The 17,124-nt window shown below is 42.3% G+C and carries 14 protein-coding genes; 1 reads left to right on the top strand and 13 read right to left on the bottom strand.

Going from position 1 to position 17,124, the window contains the following annotated elements:
- Positions 1-53: 53 nt before the first annotated feature.
- The 13 genes from M3226_RS16190 to M3226_RS16130 form a co-directional block, all read right to left on the bottom strand.
- On the bottom strand, positions 54-2,444 hold the full coding sequence (locus M3226_RS16190; protein ID WP_251566834.1) for a beta-glucosidase: 2,391 nt from the start codon (positions 2,442-2,444) through the stop codon (positions 54-56).
- Between the two features lie 95 nt (positions 2,445-2,539).
- Positions 2,540-3,532 (bottom strand): LacI family DNA-binding transcriptional regulator, encoded by a 993-nt coding sequence (locus tag M3226_RS16185; RefSeq protein ID WP_251566833.1) that lies wholly within the window; start codon positions 3,530-3,532, stop codon positions 2,540-2,542.
- A gap of 3 nt (positions 3,533-3,535) precedes the next feature.
- Entirely contained in the window at positions 3,536-4,594 is a 1,059-nt protein-coding gene (locus M3226_RS16180; protein WP_251566831.1) for an aldose epimerase family protein, read from the bottom strand.
- Positions 4,595-4,629: 35 nt separating this feature from the next.
- A complete protein-coding gene (gene galT / locus M3226_RS16175; protein ID WP_251566829.1) occupies positions 4,630-6,111 on the bottom strand; it encodes a UDP-glucose--hexose-1-phosphate uridylyltransferase in 1,482 nt (493 codons plus the stop codon).
- Between the two features lie 65 nt (positions 6,112-6,176).
- Positions 6,177-7,340, bottom strand: a complete 1,164-nt coding sequence (locus tag M3226_RS16170) for a galactokinase (protein ID WP_251566828.1) — start codon at positions 7,338-7,340, stop codon at positions 6,177-6,179.
- A gap of 161 nt (positions 7,341-7,501) precedes the next feature.
- Positions 7,502-7,885: a nickel insertion protein gene (larC, locus tag M3226_RS16165; RefSeq protein ID WP_251566826.1), complete on the bottom strand. Its 384-nt coding sequence runs from the start codon at positions 7,883-7,885 to the stop codon at positions 7,502-7,504.
- 59 nt (positions 7,886-7,944) lie between these two features.
- Positions 7,945-9,012: a LarC family nickel insertion protein gene (gene larC, locus M3226_RS16160; protein WP_251566824.1), complete on the bottom strand. Its 1,068-nt coding sequence runs from the start codon at positions 9,010-9,012 to the stop codon at positions 7,945-7,947.
- Positions 9,013-9,135: 123 nt separating this feature from the next.
- Positions 9,136-9,888, bottom strand: a complete 753-nt coding sequence (gene larB, locus M3226_RS16155; RefSeq protein WP_251566822.1) for a nickel pincer cofactor biosynthesis protein LarB — start codon at positions 9,886-9,888, stop codon at positions 9,136-9,138.
- A gap of 41 nt (positions 9,889-9,929) precedes the next feature.
- Positions 9,930-11,738, bottom strand: a complete 1,809-nt coding sequence (locus M3226_RS16150; RefSeq protein WP_251566820.1) for a sigma-54 interaction domain-containing protein — start codon at positions 11,736-11,738, stop codon at positions 9,930-9,932.
- A 94-nt stretch (positions 11,739-11,832) separates the two neighbouring features.
- Positions 11,833-12,657, bottom strand: a complete 825-nt coding sequence (larE, locus tag M3226_RS16145; protein ID WP_144567176.1) for an ATP-dependent sacrificial sulfur transferase LarE — start codon at positions 12,655-12,657, stop codon at positions 11,833-11,835.
- 120 nt (positions 12,658-12,777) lie between these two features.
- Entirely contained in the window at positions 12,778-13,563 is a 786-nt protein-coding gene (locus tag M3226_RS16140) for a 2-keto-4-pentenoate hydratase (RefSeq protein WP_251566818.1), read from the bottom strand.
- Positions 13,564-13,604: 41 nt separating this feature from the next.
- Positions 13,605-14,531, bottom strand: coding sequence for a molybdopterin-binding protein (locus tag M3226_RS32505; RefSeq protein ID WP_251566816.1), 927 nt, complete (start codon positions 14,529-14,531; stop codon positions 13,605-13,607).
- A gap of 45 nt (positions 14,532-14,576) precedes the next feature.
- Positions 14,577-15,416 (bottom strand): hypothetical protein, encoded by an 840-nt coding sequence (locus tag M3226_RS16130; RefSeq protein WP_251566814.1) that lies wholly within the window; start codon positions 15,414-15,416, stop codon positions 14,577-14,579.
- A 448-nt stretch (positions 15,417-15,864) separates the two neighbouring features.
- On the opposite strand from M3226_RS16130, the gene M3226_RS16125 reads away from it, so the two are divergent.
- On the top strand, positions 15,865-17,064 hold the full coding sequence (locus M3226_RS16125) for a LarC family nickel insertion protein (RefSeq protein WP_251566812.1): 1,200 nt from the start codon (positions 15,865-15,867) through the stop codon (positions 17,062-17,064).
- Positions 17,065-17,124 lie beyond the last annotated feature (60 nt).

Genomic DNA, 17,124 nt, shown 5'->3' with positions numbered 1-17,124 from the left:
ACCAAGAAAAAACCAGCCTGCATTTCCTTTTAATGCAAGCTGGTTTTTTCAATTTATTGTTTAGTAGGCTGCTTAAAGTCAACTTTAGGTTTTAGGACATCACTGACTTTTTGTACAATCACATCATGGTCGACCGTATAAGTTGCAGACCCTTTTATATTTTCGGACGATGCGCCTACTTTTACTGTATAGGTGCCTTTTTCAAGTACCCAAGTGGATTTTTCTTCGTCAAATGAAGCTAGGTCTTTAGCATTGAGATTGAAATGAAGCAGTTGACGCTGATTAGGTTGTAACACCTTTGTTTTGGCAAAAGCCCTTAATTCTACTGAAGGCTTTTCAAGCCCTCCATCTGGCGCTGAAACATAGACCTGAACTACTTCTCTTCCTGGAAGGCTGCCGGTATTTTCAACCATGGCACTAATAGTGAGTTTGTCCTTAAATTTCTTGCCCTTGTTGATTTGCACATGGCTAATGTCAAAGTCTGTGTAGGATAAACCATAGCCAAACTCATAAGCAGGTTTTACTCCAAAGGTAGTAAAATACCGATAGCCGACATAAATACCTTCCTCATAAATTACTTTAGCTGGGTTTTCAGCAGGTGTTCCTGGAAAGTTAGCTGCTGATGGGACATCACTGTACTTTACAGGAAAAGTAGTGGTCAATTTCCCAGAAGGATTCACTATACCAGATACTACATCGGCTACAGCATTTCCCGCTTCCTGACCTGGCTGCCATGCTACGAGAATGGAATCCACCTTATCCCTCCAGCTTGCTACTTCAATTGGCCCTCCAATGTTCAGAATCACTGCCACTTTTTTCCCTTGGTTATGGTACTCGGTTGTTACTCTTGAAATCATATCCTGTTCAGCATCACTTAAAAGGTAATCCCCTTTTACCACTTTTCGGTCTTCAGCTTCTCCAGAATTTCGTCCAATAACGATGATCCCCAGATCCGTGTCTTTTGAGGCAGCAGTAATTTCACTCTCCTGTAAAGGTTTCTCAGGGATCACTGGGGCCAATTTTCCAAAATCTTCACCCCATGGATGCGGCTTAATTTTATATGGCTCTTGCTGGCGTAATGAATCAATATAGGTTTTATATTTACTTAATAACTCTTGATTAATTTGGTAGCCAGCTTCCTTTAAACCTTCTGCAATTGATACCGTATAGGCTGCGTTTACGTCACCGCTGCCATTCCCGCCCTTAATGGTCTCAATCTGTGTATTCCCGAATAATGCAATCTTTTTATTTTTATTAATAGGCAGAGCTCGTTCTTTATTTTTTAATAGGACCATTCCTTCTGAAGCAGCCTTTCTTGCCAACATTGCATGTGCCTTTAAATCAGGCTGGTCAGAATTTTGATATTTCTTAAACTCAGGCGTTTGAATGACGATGCGTAGAATGTTCTTAATATTTCGATCTAGTATTTTCTCGTTTAATCTTCCGCCTTCTACAGCTAACCTAATAAGATTAGATTTTTTTGGCGACCCTGGCATAATTAAACCATTACCAGCCTTCATTTGTTCCACTGGGTCCTTACCAGCAAACCAGTCGGTCATTACAAAGCCTTTATAACCCCAATCTTTTCTTAATACTGTCGTTAATAAATCAGTGCTTTCGGACGCATATGTTCCATTGATTTTATTATAGGAGCTCATAACTGCCCAAGGGCTGGACTCTTTTACGGCTATTTCAAATCCTTTTAAATAAATTTCCCTTAACGCGCGTTGGGATACGATCGTATCAATAATCATCCGGTTTGTTTCCTGGTTGTTTGCAGCAAAATGTTTTATGGTTGCCCCTACACCATTGGATTGAATCCCATTCACAAAAGAAGCTGCCATTTTTCCAGAGATTAAGGGATCCTCCGAATAATACTCAAAGTTTCTGCCGTTTAACGGATTCCTCTGGATATCTAGAGCAGGTGCTAAAAACAGATCTATTCCATATTCTTTTACTTCATTTCCCTGAGCCTCGCCCACCGCTTCAGCCACAGCTGTATCCCAAGTAGATGCCAATGATGTGGCAATCGGGAAGGCAGTTGCGAAATAGGTTTGATTCTGCCCAGGTCTTGTAGGACGGATCCTTAATCCTGCTGGCCCATCTGCCAACCGCAATTCAGGAATACCAAGTCGCGGAACTCCATACGTACCACCCACCGCTCCTGTTATTTCAAATGGTCCTCTTGATATACCAGGCATTCCTACCCCCACAACAAATTTTGCTTTTTCCTCTAAGGTCATGGCTCGAATAACTCTGTCAATGGAAGCTGCATCAGCCAGGTAAGGGGCATTTTTTTGTATAGTAGATGTTTGGCTTTTTTGTACTCTGGGTAAATATTCGGTCTCTGCGGATGCGAGGTCAAAGGTGAAACCTGAATAAAGTAAAGAAGATGAAATTGTTATAGCAAATAATTTTGATTTTCCCTTTAGCCTTTTTAGCATATTTTACTGTCCCCTTTGAGTTAGGATTTCTAGACTAAAAACAAAAAAGCCACTTTATCCACAAATAGTGTGGACAAAGCGGCTCTTTTTATGTTCTAAAAGCTGCTATTTCGAATAATGAGTTTTGTAGCGATAAGAATCTTTTTGGCAGTCTTTCTGCCTTCGATTCGCTCTAGCAGAGTATCAACTGCAGTCTCACCCATCAACTCCGTATAAACTTTGACGGTGCTCAAGGTTGGGAAAACATATTTCGAGATGCTGATATCATTAACACCAATGATGTTAACCCGATCCGGCACTGCGATTCCTTCTTCTAGTAATGCCCTTAAGGCCCCGACAGCAATGGAGTCATTTCCCGCAAAGAAAGCTGTCGGTAAGTTATCACCATGTTCCCCGATAGCCTGTTTCATCAGGGCATGGCCATCATCCGCCGAAAATTTGCCATTATACATATAGCACTTGTCGAATATTCCCTTTTCTGTTAAATAGCGTTTAAAGGTTTCTTCTCTTGCATCTTCAATTGCAGAAGTCTTATCTTTAAATTCCTCTTTGCCGCCGATATAGCCAATTTGCTTATGACCCTTTTCGATAAAATGATCAAGCACCTTTTTTGTCGCCTTCTCAAAATCAATCACAATCGAATCAAACTGCTCTTCATCTGGAGAGGTATCGACAAACACAATATTCTTCGTAATGGACCGGAGCTCACCCACTTGCTTGCAGCTAAACTTACCAATGGCGATTAACCCTTGGAGCTCAGTATCTTCTCTTAGTTCTTCATAGTTATCCTGGAAATACTTAACAAGTTGGAGACCCTGATGACGACAGCGGTTTTCAACACCTAGCCGTATCGACATATAATATAAATCTTCAAGTTCTTCCTTTTCGGTATACCATTGGAGGACGGCAATCCTGCCGGAATCCTGCCTTTTAGCTGGTTTTTTCTTATATGAAAGCTCCTCTGCTGCCTCAAAAATCCTCTTTTTTGTTTCATCGCTGACAGAAAGCGTCGTATCATAATTCAGTACGCGCGAAACTGTTGCAATCGAAACCCCTGCTAACTGAGCAATATCTTTTATTGTGGCCATAAATTAATCACCTAACGTATTGGTTAAGAAACGATACGTGGTATTAGCACGATATACATCCTCTGGATTTAATGTGACCGATGGAAAGCTTGGATGATGGATGGCATCCGGCAGCCCTTGCGTCTCTAAGCAGACACCTAAATAATTTCTAGCCTTTTCACCTGAAATTTCAAACTCTCCATCTAACATATTGGAAGTATAGAGAACAACGCAGGGCTGGTCTGTAGTTATCTCAAGGATCCGTCCGCTCTCTTCCTCACTTAGCACAATTCGATTTTCCCCTTCTTTTGAAAAAATAAGCGGGTGGTCGTAACCTTTTCCAACCAAAACATTTTGGGGATAGGAAGTCTCCATGCCATCTTTCAATTTTCTTCCCGTAGTAAAATCAAATGGGGTATTTGCCGTCTCCGGCATTTCCCCTGTTGGCATAAGATTAGGAGCCAATTCTAAAAAGCGGTCACTTTCCAATTGAAGCAAGTGTTCGCAACAGTCCCGTTTGATATTCCCGCTTAAATTAAAATAAGAATGATTAGTTAAATTCACTACTGTTTTTTTATCTGTCCTTGCTTCATAGGTTACTTTTAGCTCATTTTCATTTGTAAGCAAATAATTTACTGTTGTTTCCAGGTTTCCAGGGTAACCTTCCTCCCCGTCTGGACTATGATAGAAAAATCTCACCCCAACAGCGTTCTCATCCTCAACCGGCGTCGTTTCCCAAATCACTGAATCGAACCCTTTAGCACCACCATGAAGATGGTTTGGTGCCTCATTTTGCGCAAGCACATATTCTTTTCCATCCAGTTCAAAACTTGCACCCTTAATTCTTCCTGCCACACGGCCGCAAACAGCTCCGAAATACGGCGAGTATTTCGGATAGTCTTCAAAGTTATCGAAACCAAGGACCACATTTTCTAGCTTTCCATTACGGTCAGGGACAATGATTTTTGTAATCACACAGCCGAAATTTAAACAAGATACAGACATTCCTGAATCATTATTAAATGTATATTCGATCACATCTGATCCATTATAACGGCCAAAAAGCTGTTTTTCCATTTTCATTGTTATTCCACTTCCTTTTTTCAATTAAGGGACGTTTATAATGTGTCGATAAAGCGGCGGAATCCTGCTTCGCCCTCTTCATTCCGTTTAAAGACACCAGCATCTTCTAACACTCTTAAAAACTTCTTGCCCACTTCTTCTCTTACCATCGCTTGCACATTCGATTCATTTGCAATCATTCCATAGTGTGCTTTTAATTCATTTGCCCATTCTAAATGATAGTCTGCGACTACATCAGTTTTACCTAGCAGGAAGTTAGCTACCTCTTCCAGCTCTCCTTTAAGGCGGGCAGGCAGCACTGCCAATCCCATTACCTCAATCAGACCAATATTTTCTTTCTTAATATGATGGACATCAGCATGTGGGTGAAAAATTCCTAACGGATGTTCGTCACTTGTCCGGTTATTACGGAGAACCAAATCTAGTTCAAACAAGTCACCATTTTTCCGGGCGATCGGGGTAACCGTGTTATGCGGTGTCTCACCCGTCCCAGCCAATATACCAAGGGCTTCATCACTGTAAGCTTTCCAGCTTTCAAAAATATGGGCTCCTGCTTCCACCAGATTCCCTGTTTCAGATGATCGTAAACGAATCACCGACATCGGCCATTTAACGACAGAGCATTCTACATTCGGAAAACCATCAATGGTAAAGCTCCAATCAGCCCCCGCCTTTGCCATCGCAAATTGATAATTCCCGCCTTGATAATGCTCATGCGATAAAATCGAGCCGCCGACTATTGGAATATCAGCATTAGACCCTAAGAAGTAATGTGGGAATTGCTCCACAAATGCCAACAGTCTTTCAAACGTAACTGGACTAATTTTCATATCCGTATGTGTTTCCGACAAGACAATGCAATGCTCGTTATAATAAACATAAGGAGAATATTGTAAATGCCAATTTTCATCTGTTAAATTCACTCTGATCATCCGATGATTTGAGCGGGCTGGGTGGCCGATTCTTCCAGCATACCCTTCATTTTCGATACAAAGTAAACATTTCGGATAGCTGGATTTCTTTGCGAGCTTCTCTAGTTCGATACTCTTTGGATCTTTTTCTGGTTTCGATAGATTAATTGTAATATCTAACTCGCCGTACTCGGTCGCGGCCTTATACTCGATATTTTGTCGGATTCGTTTCATCTGGATGTAATTGCTGTTTTTACTTAGTTGATAGAAATATTCGGTCGCCTGCTCTGGACTTTGTTGATATTTTTCATAAAACTGCTGGTTCACACTCGAAGGCCGTGCGATAAAGCAATTCATGATTTTACTGGAAAATATATCTTTTACATCAAAAATATCTTCGATGATACCTTGCTCGACTGCATAATCCACGATTTGTTCAAGGAGATCAGGAATTTCCGGGATACTTCCCCCGATCTCAACTTCCTTATACTCCTCCAATTGCAGCAGTGCAAGTACTTGATTCCTTGCGTATACCTCGTCTTCCCGCTCGATTAACTGAGTAGCAAGCGCTTGTTGAATTAATTGTTGGACTAGTTGAAAAATCATTTTGATCGCCACCTAATTTTTGATAACTATTAAATTATGCTAATTTTAGTTTCAAGCTTCCAATATTATAATTCCTTTGCGCCGTCACCGATGCTTGCTACGTAAAAATCAGCTTTATATCCAATCTTGTCAGCATATGCATTGCCAACATTAGCAATAAAGCTGTCAACCTGGTCATTTTCAACAATGGCAATGGCGCAGCCGCCAAAGCCTGCTCCTGTCATACGTGCCCCAAGAACGCCCGGCTGATTCCATGCAGCTTCTACTAAACTGTCAAGCTCAATTCCAGTCACTTCATAATCATCTCTTAAAGAAATGTGAGATTGGTTGATTAACTGCCCGAATGTCTCTAGATTTCCTGCTTTAAGTTCTTCAAGTGCACGCAATGTTCTACTATTTTCATACACCGCATGCTTCGCCCGTTTACGAACTGTTTCGTTGGTAATCAAGAACTGATTCTCATCAAACTCACTTTCGGAAAGCTGACCCAGCGCTTCGATTGGAAGCTTCTGCTGCAGCTGCGATAAAGCATCTTCACATTCTCCTCTGCGCTCATTATATTTGGAGTCTGCTAGCTCACGGCGCTTGTTAGTATTCATAATGATAATTTTGTAGTTTTCTAATTTAATAGGTGCGTATTCATATTTGAGCGTCTGACAATCAAGTAAAATCCCTGCATTTTTTTTGCCCATACCAATTGCGAATTGATCCATAATTCCACTGTTAACGCCAATAAACTGATTCTCAACCTGCTTGCCAATTTTAATTAGATCAATTCGTGGAATTTCTAAACCAAACAACCCTGCAACTAGAACCCCGGTTAATAGTTCAATGGATGCCGAAGAGGAAAGACCTGCACCATTTGGAATATTTCCTTCGATGACACAGTCAAAACCTGTTGGGATTGGGTATCCTGCCTCTAAAATGTAGCGAATCATCCCTTTTGGATAGTTAGCCCAATTGTCATCTTTATTGTAATCAAGCTGGTCTAATGTAAACTCAATAATTCCTTTGTCCGGGAAGTTAGCAGAATACAAGCGGACTTTACTGTCTTCACGCTTCTTAGCAACTGCATAAGTCCCGTACGTAATCGCACATGGAAATACATGGCCGCCATTATAGTCTGTATGTTCACCAATTAAATTAATTCTCCCTGGAGCAAAGAAAGACTTCTCAGGTGCCGTTTCAAAAATTTCATTAAATTTTGAGTTTAGTGCTTTACCGTTCATTTTATCGTCCTCCGCTAATGTAATCCTTTTCAATTTTCCTTACTTTCATTTTACTTGCTCGAGTAAAATTTATCAATATTTTTACTAAAATATCACTAAAATCTCACAAACTAAAAGAGGTGCATACTTTTATGCACCTCTTCTTTTAAATTTTAATTCTTTTATTTCATTGCGGACTGATATATTTCTTGAAAGGGAACCTGGTGTTCTCTTGCCGCTCTTGCCACATCTTCGTATTCAGGGGCTTGGTGCAGCATTCTATTCTCCATAAACGCCTGCTTCACCTTTATCTTTCCATAAGGTGTGTCAGCAATAACAAATTTTCTTTCCAGAATTTTACGGCTCCAATGACATCTTCGGACCCCAAGAGTCGTGGTTTCAACCAACAAGATTTCTTCACAGTAATCAGCTGATTCTATGGATGCCAAGACCGTCACAAGCGTACCTGGCCGATTTTTCTTCATGTAAACCGGTGTATAAAATACATCGAGTGCACCCGCTGACAAGAGTCGCTCCATTGTATACCCAAGACCTTCCCCTGTCATATCATCCAGTTGCGCCTCCAACACAAAAATTGATTCACGCTCTTGTAAATCTTCAGCTTTTAATGTTTTTTTTTTAAGTCGGATGCTGTAATAAGCATCACTCTTAATACATTCGGATGATCAAAATCTTTCTCCCCAGCACCATACCCAATCTCTTCTACTGTAAATCCACCTGGAAGGATAAATTCTTTCACAAGTGCTCGTAAAATTCCTGCTCCAGTTGGGGTTGTTAATTCCCCCTTAACGTTTAGTTCAGCTAGCGGAATTCCCCTTAGTAATTCCATCGTCGCTGGGGCGGGGATTGGATATAAACCATGCGCCATCCACTTTTTTCCTGACCCTGTTGGTACAGGTGAGGCATAAATGTCGTCAATACCAAGACTTTCAAGTGCTAAGCAGACACCAATTATGTCAATAATTGAATCCATTGCTCCCACCTCATGGAAATGAACATCACTAGGATCGACTCCATGAATTTTTCCTTCAGCAATCGCGATTTCTTTAAAAATTGCCAGACTTCGCTCTTTTACCCTCGGCGGTAGATCACTTTGCTCAATCATTTCTAAAATCATCGCTGCACTTCGATGGACATGATCATGCCCATGTTCGTGGCTATGACTATGCCCATGCATGTGGACATGGTCATGACTGTGGCTATGATTATGCTCGTGAACATGGTCATGGCTGTGATTATGTCCATGCTCGTGAACTTGGTCATGGCTGTGATTATGTCCATGCTCGTGAACTTGGTCACGGCTGTGATTATGTCCATGCTCGTGAACTTGGTCATGGCTGTGATTATGTCCATGCTCGTGAACTTGGTCATGGCTGTGATTATGTCCATGCTCGTGAACTTGGTCATGGCTGTGATTATGTCCATGCTCGTGACTGTACTCATGACTATGGATATGTTCACTATTTTCTGAGGATAATGGAAAATTGATTTCCAATTTGGTTGCATTGATACCAAGTTTAATGATTTTATGTATTTTAATTTCAAATGGATCCACTGGTAATTTCCTTAAATGATCCACTATATATGATGAATCCGCCCCCATATCGATTAGCGCACCCAATGTCATATCTCCTGAAATCCCAGAAATACAGTCTAAATAAATCGCTTTCATTACGATTTCCTCCCGAGTCAGCATTTATATAAACTTACGGTATAGCCAGAGAACAACAGGACAAGATTTTTCTTGTCCCATCTTGTTCACTTCCTCTAGCTCAAAGAAGAGACTTAATCCCTCTTATTCGCCCAATGGTCCTTCCTTAATGGCTTGCTGAATCATGGAAGCGGCCACGGCGGCACCAAATCCATTGTCAATATTCACCACCGTTACACCAGCGGCACAAGAAGTAAGCATTGAAAGTAGCGGTGTCAATCCAGATAAATGGGCACCATAACCAACGCTGGTCGGAACAGCAATCACAGGGCGACGTACCAAACCACCCACGGCGCTTGCTAATGCCCCTTCCATTCCAGCGACAACTATGACGATGCTGGCCTCCTGAATCCGCTTCCGCTGAGCGAGCAGTCGATCAATGCCTGCTACACCAACATCATAAATACGATCGACTTCATTTCCCATCCATTCAGCCGTCTGAGCAGCTTCCTGGGCAACTGGCAAATCCGCTGTTCCTGCTGAAAGAACCGCAACCTTCCCTGCAAATCGTTTTTCTCCATGACCGATTGTAATTAAACGCGACATCGGATCATAATTGGCATCAGGGAAAGCCTGCTGAATGATCTCGGCCATTTTTTCAGTAGCTTGCGTAACCATGGCCTTGCCGTGCTTTTGATAGATTTTGGAAAAAATAATTTGAACTTGCTCAACCGTCTTTCCTCTTCCAAAAATAACCTCAGGAAAGCCTGTCCGGGATTCCCGGTCATAGTCAATTTTCACAAATCCCAAATCTTCAAACCCCTGTATCTCTTGTTCAGCTTGATCTACTGAGATTGCACCCTTCTGAACACGATGTAATATTTCCTGTAAACTCATGTTGTCTCCTCCTTTGTCTTATGAAAATACCTGTGCTTCCTCTATCTTGTAATGCCGTACTTTTTCATCTTTTTAATTACGGTCGTATGTGAGACTCCAAGAGCCTGTCCAACCTTCCGAATGGAACCATATCGACTGAGTGATTCAATGATTAAATCACGTTCTAAAATATTAAAGGCGTTATAGGTATCGGATTCAGTTATTTCTATCATTTCAGAATTGGAAGCAGCTATTGCAACCTCCGAGTTTCCCTTTGGCATTGCTGGATGGTACACTGTCCTTGCCAACGGGCCTTCAAATGTCATAACATCCTCAGGGAGATGATGCAGTAGTATGGTAGGTTCAAATATCGTAACTACCAAACGCTCAATTAGATTAGACAACTGACGAACATTACCCGGCCACGAATAATTTTTTAGCGCATGGATGACTTGCGAGTCAATCACTTTTTGAATTCCATGTTTTTGATTGTAGCGATTTAAAAAGTACTGAATCATCGCTGGAATGTCTTCATGTCTTTCCCGTAATGGCGGGATATGAATCGGCACCACGTAAAGCCGGTAGTATAAGTCCTCCCGGAATAATCCCAGCTGAATTCTTTCCTGCAAATTCCGATGGGTTGCTGCAATAATCCGGCAATTCACCTGAAGCGGCTCCACCCCTCCCACCCGGGTAAACTCCTGTTCCTGGAGGACGCGGAGAACTTTTACTTGAAGGGAAGTCGACATTTCACCGATTTCATCTAAGAAGATCATGCCTCCTTCGGCTGCCTCAAATAATCCTTTTTTTCCCGATCTGCTGGCACCCGTAAAAGCCCCTGCTTCATAACCGAACAACTCTGATTCAAGCAAATCCGCAGGAAGAGCGCCGCAATTGATTTTTACAAATGGCCCCTTCGAACGCCGGCTATTCTTATGAATAAAATTTGCGAGAACTTCTTTTCCGACTCCAGACTCTCCCAAAATCAAAACAGTAGAATCAAAATCGGCTACCCTTCCTGCTAAATCAAACACGCTTACCATTTTCGGAGAGACGGCAATCACTTCGTCGGAAAGGACTTGCTTACGAAGCTTCAATATTTCTAATTGATACTCCTGGCTGCGTTTTTGCACAAAATTCAATTCTTCCCGCAGCCTGGCAAGCTCGGTCATATCTCGGACGGTCGCAACTGACCCCTGCACTTTTCCAAACTCATCAATAATGGGCACAGCGCTTACAATATGTTCTTGACCGGTCGGATATCGCTGCAGTCCAATTACTTCTCGTTTTTCCTGTAACGCTTTCCATGTAATTGAAGGTTCCTTAAAAACCCCTTGGCTAAACAGTTCAGTCAAATGCCGGCCGATAAAACGGTTTTCTAAAATGCCAGAAAAACGGGACATGGCTGGGTTCACTCTTGTCACCACACCAAGTGCATCAGTAATCAAAATTCCATCATACGCAGAATCTATAACGGCATCAAGATGTTTGTGCTGCTCATATACTTCCTTATATTTAGTCCAAATAACTCTTTTCTGTTCGACTATTTTACCTGTCTCTGCTATCCCTATAAATTTATTATTCTTATCAACCACGCCAACTAGACTAGACTTGACAGGAAGTTTTATATCTATTATCTCAGTATCCTCGTAGAAGAAGGGGGTATCCTGAAACCATAATCCCATTTCTTTCCCTGAAGGAAATGAACTTGAAAACAATTGAAATACACCGGCCCAGCATCCTTGATCAATGACCGGTATTACCTCAGTGGATAACGCTTTCATCTTCGCTACAATTTGGTCGTATTCATGCTGAAGCATGCTCGACTCAACCATAAATGCAGGTGTTTGTGTAATATCTGAGAGAAGCATTGTTTCCCCCTCCATTTACTAAAATAAGCGGTTAATTTAAAAATTAACACTTATTTTATTTATACCTTAAAACACAGACGCTGGAAACCATTTATTAAACCATTGTTAATTTAGGCGTTTTGATTGTTTCATTTAAACTACCAGAACGGTAACCTTGCAAATCAATGGTGATATACATATATCCAATACTCTTCAGTTTGCTGACAATCATTTCGTTGAAACCAGCCAATTTCTGGATATCTTGTGGTACAACTTCGATACGTGCTAATTTCTCATGCTGTCGCACCCTAACTTGACGGAAGCCGAGGTCCATTAGGAATTGTTCCGCCTTATCTATCATCGTTAACTTCTCTTGCGTGATCTTCTCACCATATGGAATCCGAGAAGAAAGACACGCAAATGAAGGCTTATCCCAAGTACGTAAATTCATCTGATAGGATAAGGCACGAATGTCCGCTTTCGTTAACTCCTCTTCCTGCAGAGGTGCACGAACTCCTTTTTCCAATGCTGCCTTAAACCCTGGGCGATAGTCACTCAAATCATCAGCAATGGCTCCGAAAATAACTTGATTAAACCCACGTTCTTGGGCAACTGGAATCAAATTGGTGAAAAGCTCCTGTTTGCAAAAGTAACAACGATTGATTGGATTTTCTGCATAGCCCGGAATATTCAGTTCGCTTGTGTGAATAACCACATGCTCGCAGCCAATTTCTTTTGCTAAAATCATAGCTTCTTTCAGCTCGCGCTCAGGATAAGTCTCAGCATCAGATGTTACTGCAAGGACATTTTCTGCTCCTAAAGCTTCCACTGCTGCCTTAAGCAAAAAAGTGCTGTCAACGCCACCTGAAAAAGCGACGGCAACGCGGTTAAACCCTTTAAGATTCTCTAGTAACTTTTCATATTTTAATTGATGTGACATGCTGAAACTCTCCCTTTTTAATAATTATTTTATATTCATGCAATTCGAAAATCCGCTTAACTCTAGTGAGGCTCTATGATCCTAGCATTTTTAAAACGAAATTAGCGTTTTTGTAAAAACTTACCTTTCCTTAAAACCAACTTGTACGCTGCCAACACCGCCGAAATGGGCTGTATAAACATCTCCTGGCTTCGCCTCATATGCTTTTGTAAAAGAGCCCGAGAGAACGATATCTCCCGCTTTTAATCCTTCACCAAATGCAGCCAGCTTGTTACACAACCATGCCACGGCTGCCGCCGGATGACCGAGCACCGCTGCGCCTGCAGCTGTATCGATGACTTCACCGTTTTGCTCCAATACCAGCCCAATCGTCCGTAAATCCAAGTCACTCACTCGAATTCCATGGCTTCCCAATACCAATGCCCCGTATGAAGCATTATCTGCTACCGTATCTTGAATCTTAATCTCCCAATTTCTGATGCGGCTATCAATAATTTCAAAAGCGGGCACGATATAATCCGTTGCCCGGATCACATCATGGAAGTGTACCCCCGGTCCCTTTAAATCATGTTTCATCACGAAGGCCAATTCTGCTTCTACCTTTGGCTGCAGAAATTGCTGATAGTCTACAAAACTTCCTTCCGGTAAAAGGGTATCATCGAACAATGAACCAAAATCTGGTTCAGGAACGCCTAGAGCATTCTGCATGGCCTTTGAAGTTAAGCCAATCTTATGTCCAATCACACGACTTCCGGAATCGAGTTTCCAAGCCTGGACTTGCTTTTGAATTGCGTATGCATCTTCGAGCGTAAGATTAGGGTACATTTCTGTCAACGGCGCAATCGGCTCTTTATTATTATCTGCTTCCCATAATTGTTTCACTGCTTGTTCGATTATCAGACTCATCTAGACTCTCCCTTTCTATCCTTCTATAAAAATAGTAGTTTTTAATTTGTATGGTTTCCATGATGTCTATGATGTGCATGACCGTGCACGCCCACTGTTCTCATCCACCGCTCCCGAAGAAGATTGGCCAACTGTTCTCCGAGTACTTCCGGTTTGGGCTGCTGGCTGATACTCTCCACAAGTACATCTGTACAAAGTTGCACTTCTTCATTCGGTCCGGGAAGTGTAACCACATAGCTTAATCCTTCCTTGGCGACTCCAATCCGAATCCCATCCTTTACGTGCCTTCCATGTCCGCGAGTAAATTTTGCAATATAGGGGGTTGCAGCTTCCGGACAAACCTTAAGCAAGGCTTCAACTGAACAATCCTTATCTTCAGCTCCCACTCCGCCGGTGGTAATAATAAGGCCAAATCCCTGTTCAAGTGCCTGCCTTAATGCGCCTGCAATTTCGTCAATATCATCCGCTAACGGCCGATGAGTTTGTACCTTGCATCCTGCTTCCGTAAACCGTTTTTCGAGGTAAGGTGTATTGGTATCCTCGATCATGCCCCTTCCAACTTCAAATCCAGTAGGGAATACCTTCACACGGCGGCGAATCCGGTTTTGAATTTCGTTACCCATCGCTGCACTCTGCTCAACCACCTTTTTCCCTTCTATTGGGGATAATGCAATCATCCCCAATACTCCTTCGGAATGAATGTCCGGTTCCGGACCAAAATTCACACCTGGAAGCGAACCTACTGCTTTTAACAATTGTTCTTTCTTCCCTACAAACTGATCATCATTTATGGTCTGAACGAGTAAATCCAATGCGATATGATCCTCGCGAACATCGATAACAAATACCCGGTCCCTTGGGAGCTTTAGCACCTCAGCCACTGTATTTGAAATTTCAGATAAATCACAATCACTTAGATATACATCGGTTAAACGGAGTTCTGTTTTATTTAAAAGACTATATTCCACTTCTTTTCGCCTCCCTCAATTTTTATGACTCTCTTTGCTGGCTGTTTATTCGGACAATTTAACCTCTAGACGCATATCGAGTAGGGGAGCGTTTAGAATCGAAGCACCTACATCGACCAAATCAACCGGAACATCACGAAGCAAAAGCAGTGTCTCTTCTGTTACGCTGCCCGCAAAAGCTACCTTTACCCGATGGCGGGCATTAAGCTGATCCAAGATTTGTAGAACAATTTTAAGATCGTTCAACGATCCTGTATCCACCATAAGGACATTCGCTCTTCCATGAACCGCTGCCTCTGTCTCCTCAGCGATAGATTGCAATTCCCCACGGATTTGAATCACGGTCTTATGGTCAGGAAACTGTGCAGCCGCTTGAAGTGCTTGGCCGACTCCTCCAAACATCGAAACATAATTTTTATCGATATAGACAAACGGACCTTCAACCATTCGCATCCCAATCCCCCCTGCCGCCAGTGCAGCGTGTAGACCCGGCTTGGATTCCTGCGGGAGTTTCTTCCATCCCCCGCACACCACCTTCAAATTGCTTCCTGCAACAAGCTGCAGTTGCCGTGCCCGAGTGGCATAGCCGGACGGAACCATCATCGACCCAAGCACCCGGTCTTCAGCTATAGCAACACTTTTCGGCGTACCACGAAAGGTTAAGATGACATCCCCCGGCTTTACTGCCGCGCCATCTTCTAAACAAGTTAATAGTTCAAGGCCAAGTTCATCTACAAACGCAACAGCACGCATGCTATTTGCCAATATCCCATAGTTCGTAGCTACCACTTGTGCTGTAAATAGGCGTTCTTGAATGGGTATAAACAATGTATCACGCAAATCATATACAGCTGCTTCTTTTTTGTGCTGAGTTATTTCCAACATGTTTCTGATCATCCTCCTACTCACATAGATCTCTGTGTGCGATATCGATGTACTTTTTGAACTGGAATTTGTTGGGGTTTCCACTGCCATCACCATTTCAGCAGCTCGGTTCAATACCCTTTTTGTGACGGTATTACAGCCGATCATGATTGAAGCGCATTCATTTTAATTAACGCCGTTGGACTTTCCTTCACTTTTTATAATTGCAAGATTTGTGCCAAGCGTAAATATAGGGATTAATACGATTCCATGGAACCCACATAGTTCCATTTATCAATCAGTGGTTTCCACAATAACGGAAACCATGTGTTTCCAGTTTAGTATGCATGGCAACTTTAAATGATTCCGCATTGGAACTCTCTTCGATTCGTTATATTTTTCCTGTTCTTGACTGCTTCCTGTTTATGCTACAATCGAATAAAATGGGACATGAAAGGAGAGGGCGGCAATGACAGGTGCATATATTGAATGTTTCGAAGGGGTGGACAACGAAAGGTTATTAGGTGCTTGGTTCGATCTGGGATTACCCGAAAATGAATGGCGTTCGTATATGGGTAAAATTGGTGTACATGAAAATGATCTTGCGGTTCAGCGAATGAAAGTGAAAGGAATTGCGGCAACGTCGGCCTGTATTTATCCATTTAAACTGCATGGTTCTATGAATCTATCCGATATGGAAAAAATAATCGATAACTGGGAGCTGCCACAAACAGTAAAAGAAAAAAGCAAATTGTTTTTTCAACACTGGGGTGCAGCCGAAGCAGTTGTGCGTGATACGAACCCTAGCCTGATACCTTTTGATCAAGAGAATTCTGCAGAAATACTCTGTTACACGGTTGGAAACATCTTGGCCTGGCATTTGATAGGAGAACCGGAATGTTATGTTTCCACCATTAATCTGGGAAGCGGGTGGAACCAATATGACGAGGGGTGGAAAGTATTTCCTGAACCAGCAACCGTTCAATTATTACTAGGATACCCTACCTTGACTTCCGGAGCGGCTGGAGGAATAACCAGCACCGCAGCTGCTGCTCTCATTCGAACCTTAGCTGTACCTGCTCCACAATCGGCATTTATTACGGAAAAAGTAGGATATGGAGCCGGACCAGAATATGCTTCCACGAACATTCTGCGGATTCAGCTTGGAGAGTGGTGCACCTCTTCTCAAACGGTGAAATCTTCCAATCCCCAAAAAGGAACGATTGTGATTGAAACCAACATTGACGATATGAACCCTGAATTAGCAGGCTATCTCATCCAGCGCCTTTTATCCATTGGGGCAATGGATGCGTACATCATTCCAATCATCATGAAAAAGGGACGCCCTGGATTGCAGCTTCGGGTAGCCTGTAAGACTGAACGGCAAAAAGAAATCCAAGAGGAAATAGTACGTCAGACAACCACCATCGGGATGCGTCATTATACAGTCAGTGGTTGGGCCGTTCCCCATAAAATTGTCCAGGTTAAAACATCTTTTGGTGAATTGCCGGTCAAGATTGCTTTCTTGGACGGAGAAATTGTAAATGTGGCTCCGGAATATGAAGCCTGTCGACAAGTAGCTGAATCCCTCGGAATTTCAGGAAAACGAGTCTATCAGACCGTTCTAGGCGAGGCTCTGGCACAATATCCATTCACATCTAAACAATAACCATACATAGGAATAGGGGTTGACTAGCTTGTTTTAGCTGGTCAACCCCTACTTTATGAA

It is taken from the genome of Neobacillus cucumis, from assembly GCF_023715505.1.
This window is presented reverse-complemented; position numbering and strand designations above follow the sequence as displayed.

Coding starts and splice junctions, on each gene's coding strand:
- M3226_RS16190 (WP_251566834.1), bottom strand. CDS start 2,444: ATGCTAAAAAGGCTAAAGGGAAAATCAAAATTATTTGCTATAACAATT.
- M3226_RS16185 (WP_251566833.1), bottom strand. CDS start 3,532: ATGGCCACAATAAAAGATATTGCTCAGTTAGCAGGGGTTTCGATTGCA.
- M3226_RS16180 (WP_251566831.1), bottom strand. CDS start 4,594: ATGAAAATGGAAAAACAGCTTTTTGGCCGTTATAATGGATCAGATGTG.
- galT (WP_251566829.1), bottom strand. CDS start 6,111: ATGATTTTTCAACTAGTCCAACAATTAATTCAACAAGCGCTTGCTACT.
- M3226_RS16170 (WP_251566828.1), bottom strand. CDS start 7,340: ATGAACGGTAAAGCACTAAACTCAAAATTTAATGAAATTTTTGAAACG.
- larC (WP_251566826.1), bottom strand. CDS start 7,885: ATGACAGGGGAAGGTCTTGGGTATACAATGGAGCGACTCTTGTCAGCG.
- larC (WP_251566824.1), bottom strand. CDS start 9,012: ATGAAAGCGATTTATTTAGACTGTATTTCTGGGATTTCAGGAGATATG.
- larB (WP_251566822.1), bottom strand. CDS start 9,888: ATGAGTTTACAGGAAATATTACATCGTGTTCAGAAGGGTGCAATCTCA.
- M3226_RS16150 (WP_251566820.1), bottom strand. CDS start 11,738: ATGCTTCTCTCAGATATTACACAAACACCTGCATTTATGGTTGAGTCG.
- larE (WP_144567176.1), bottom strand. CDS start 12,657: ATGTCACATCAATTAAAATATGAAAAGTTACTAGAGAATCTTAAAGGG.
- M3226_RS16140 (WP_251566818.1), bottom strand. CDS start 13,563: ATGAGTCTGATAATCGAACAAGCAGTGAAACAATTATGGGAAGCAGAT.
- M3226_RS16130 (WP_251566814.1), bottom strand. CDS start 15,416: ATGTTGGAAATAACTCAGCACAAAAAAGAAGCAGCTGTATATGATTTG.
- M3226_RS16125 (WP_251566812.1), top strand. CDS start 15,865: ATGACAGGTGCATATATTGAATGTTTCGAAGGGGTGGACAACGAAAGG.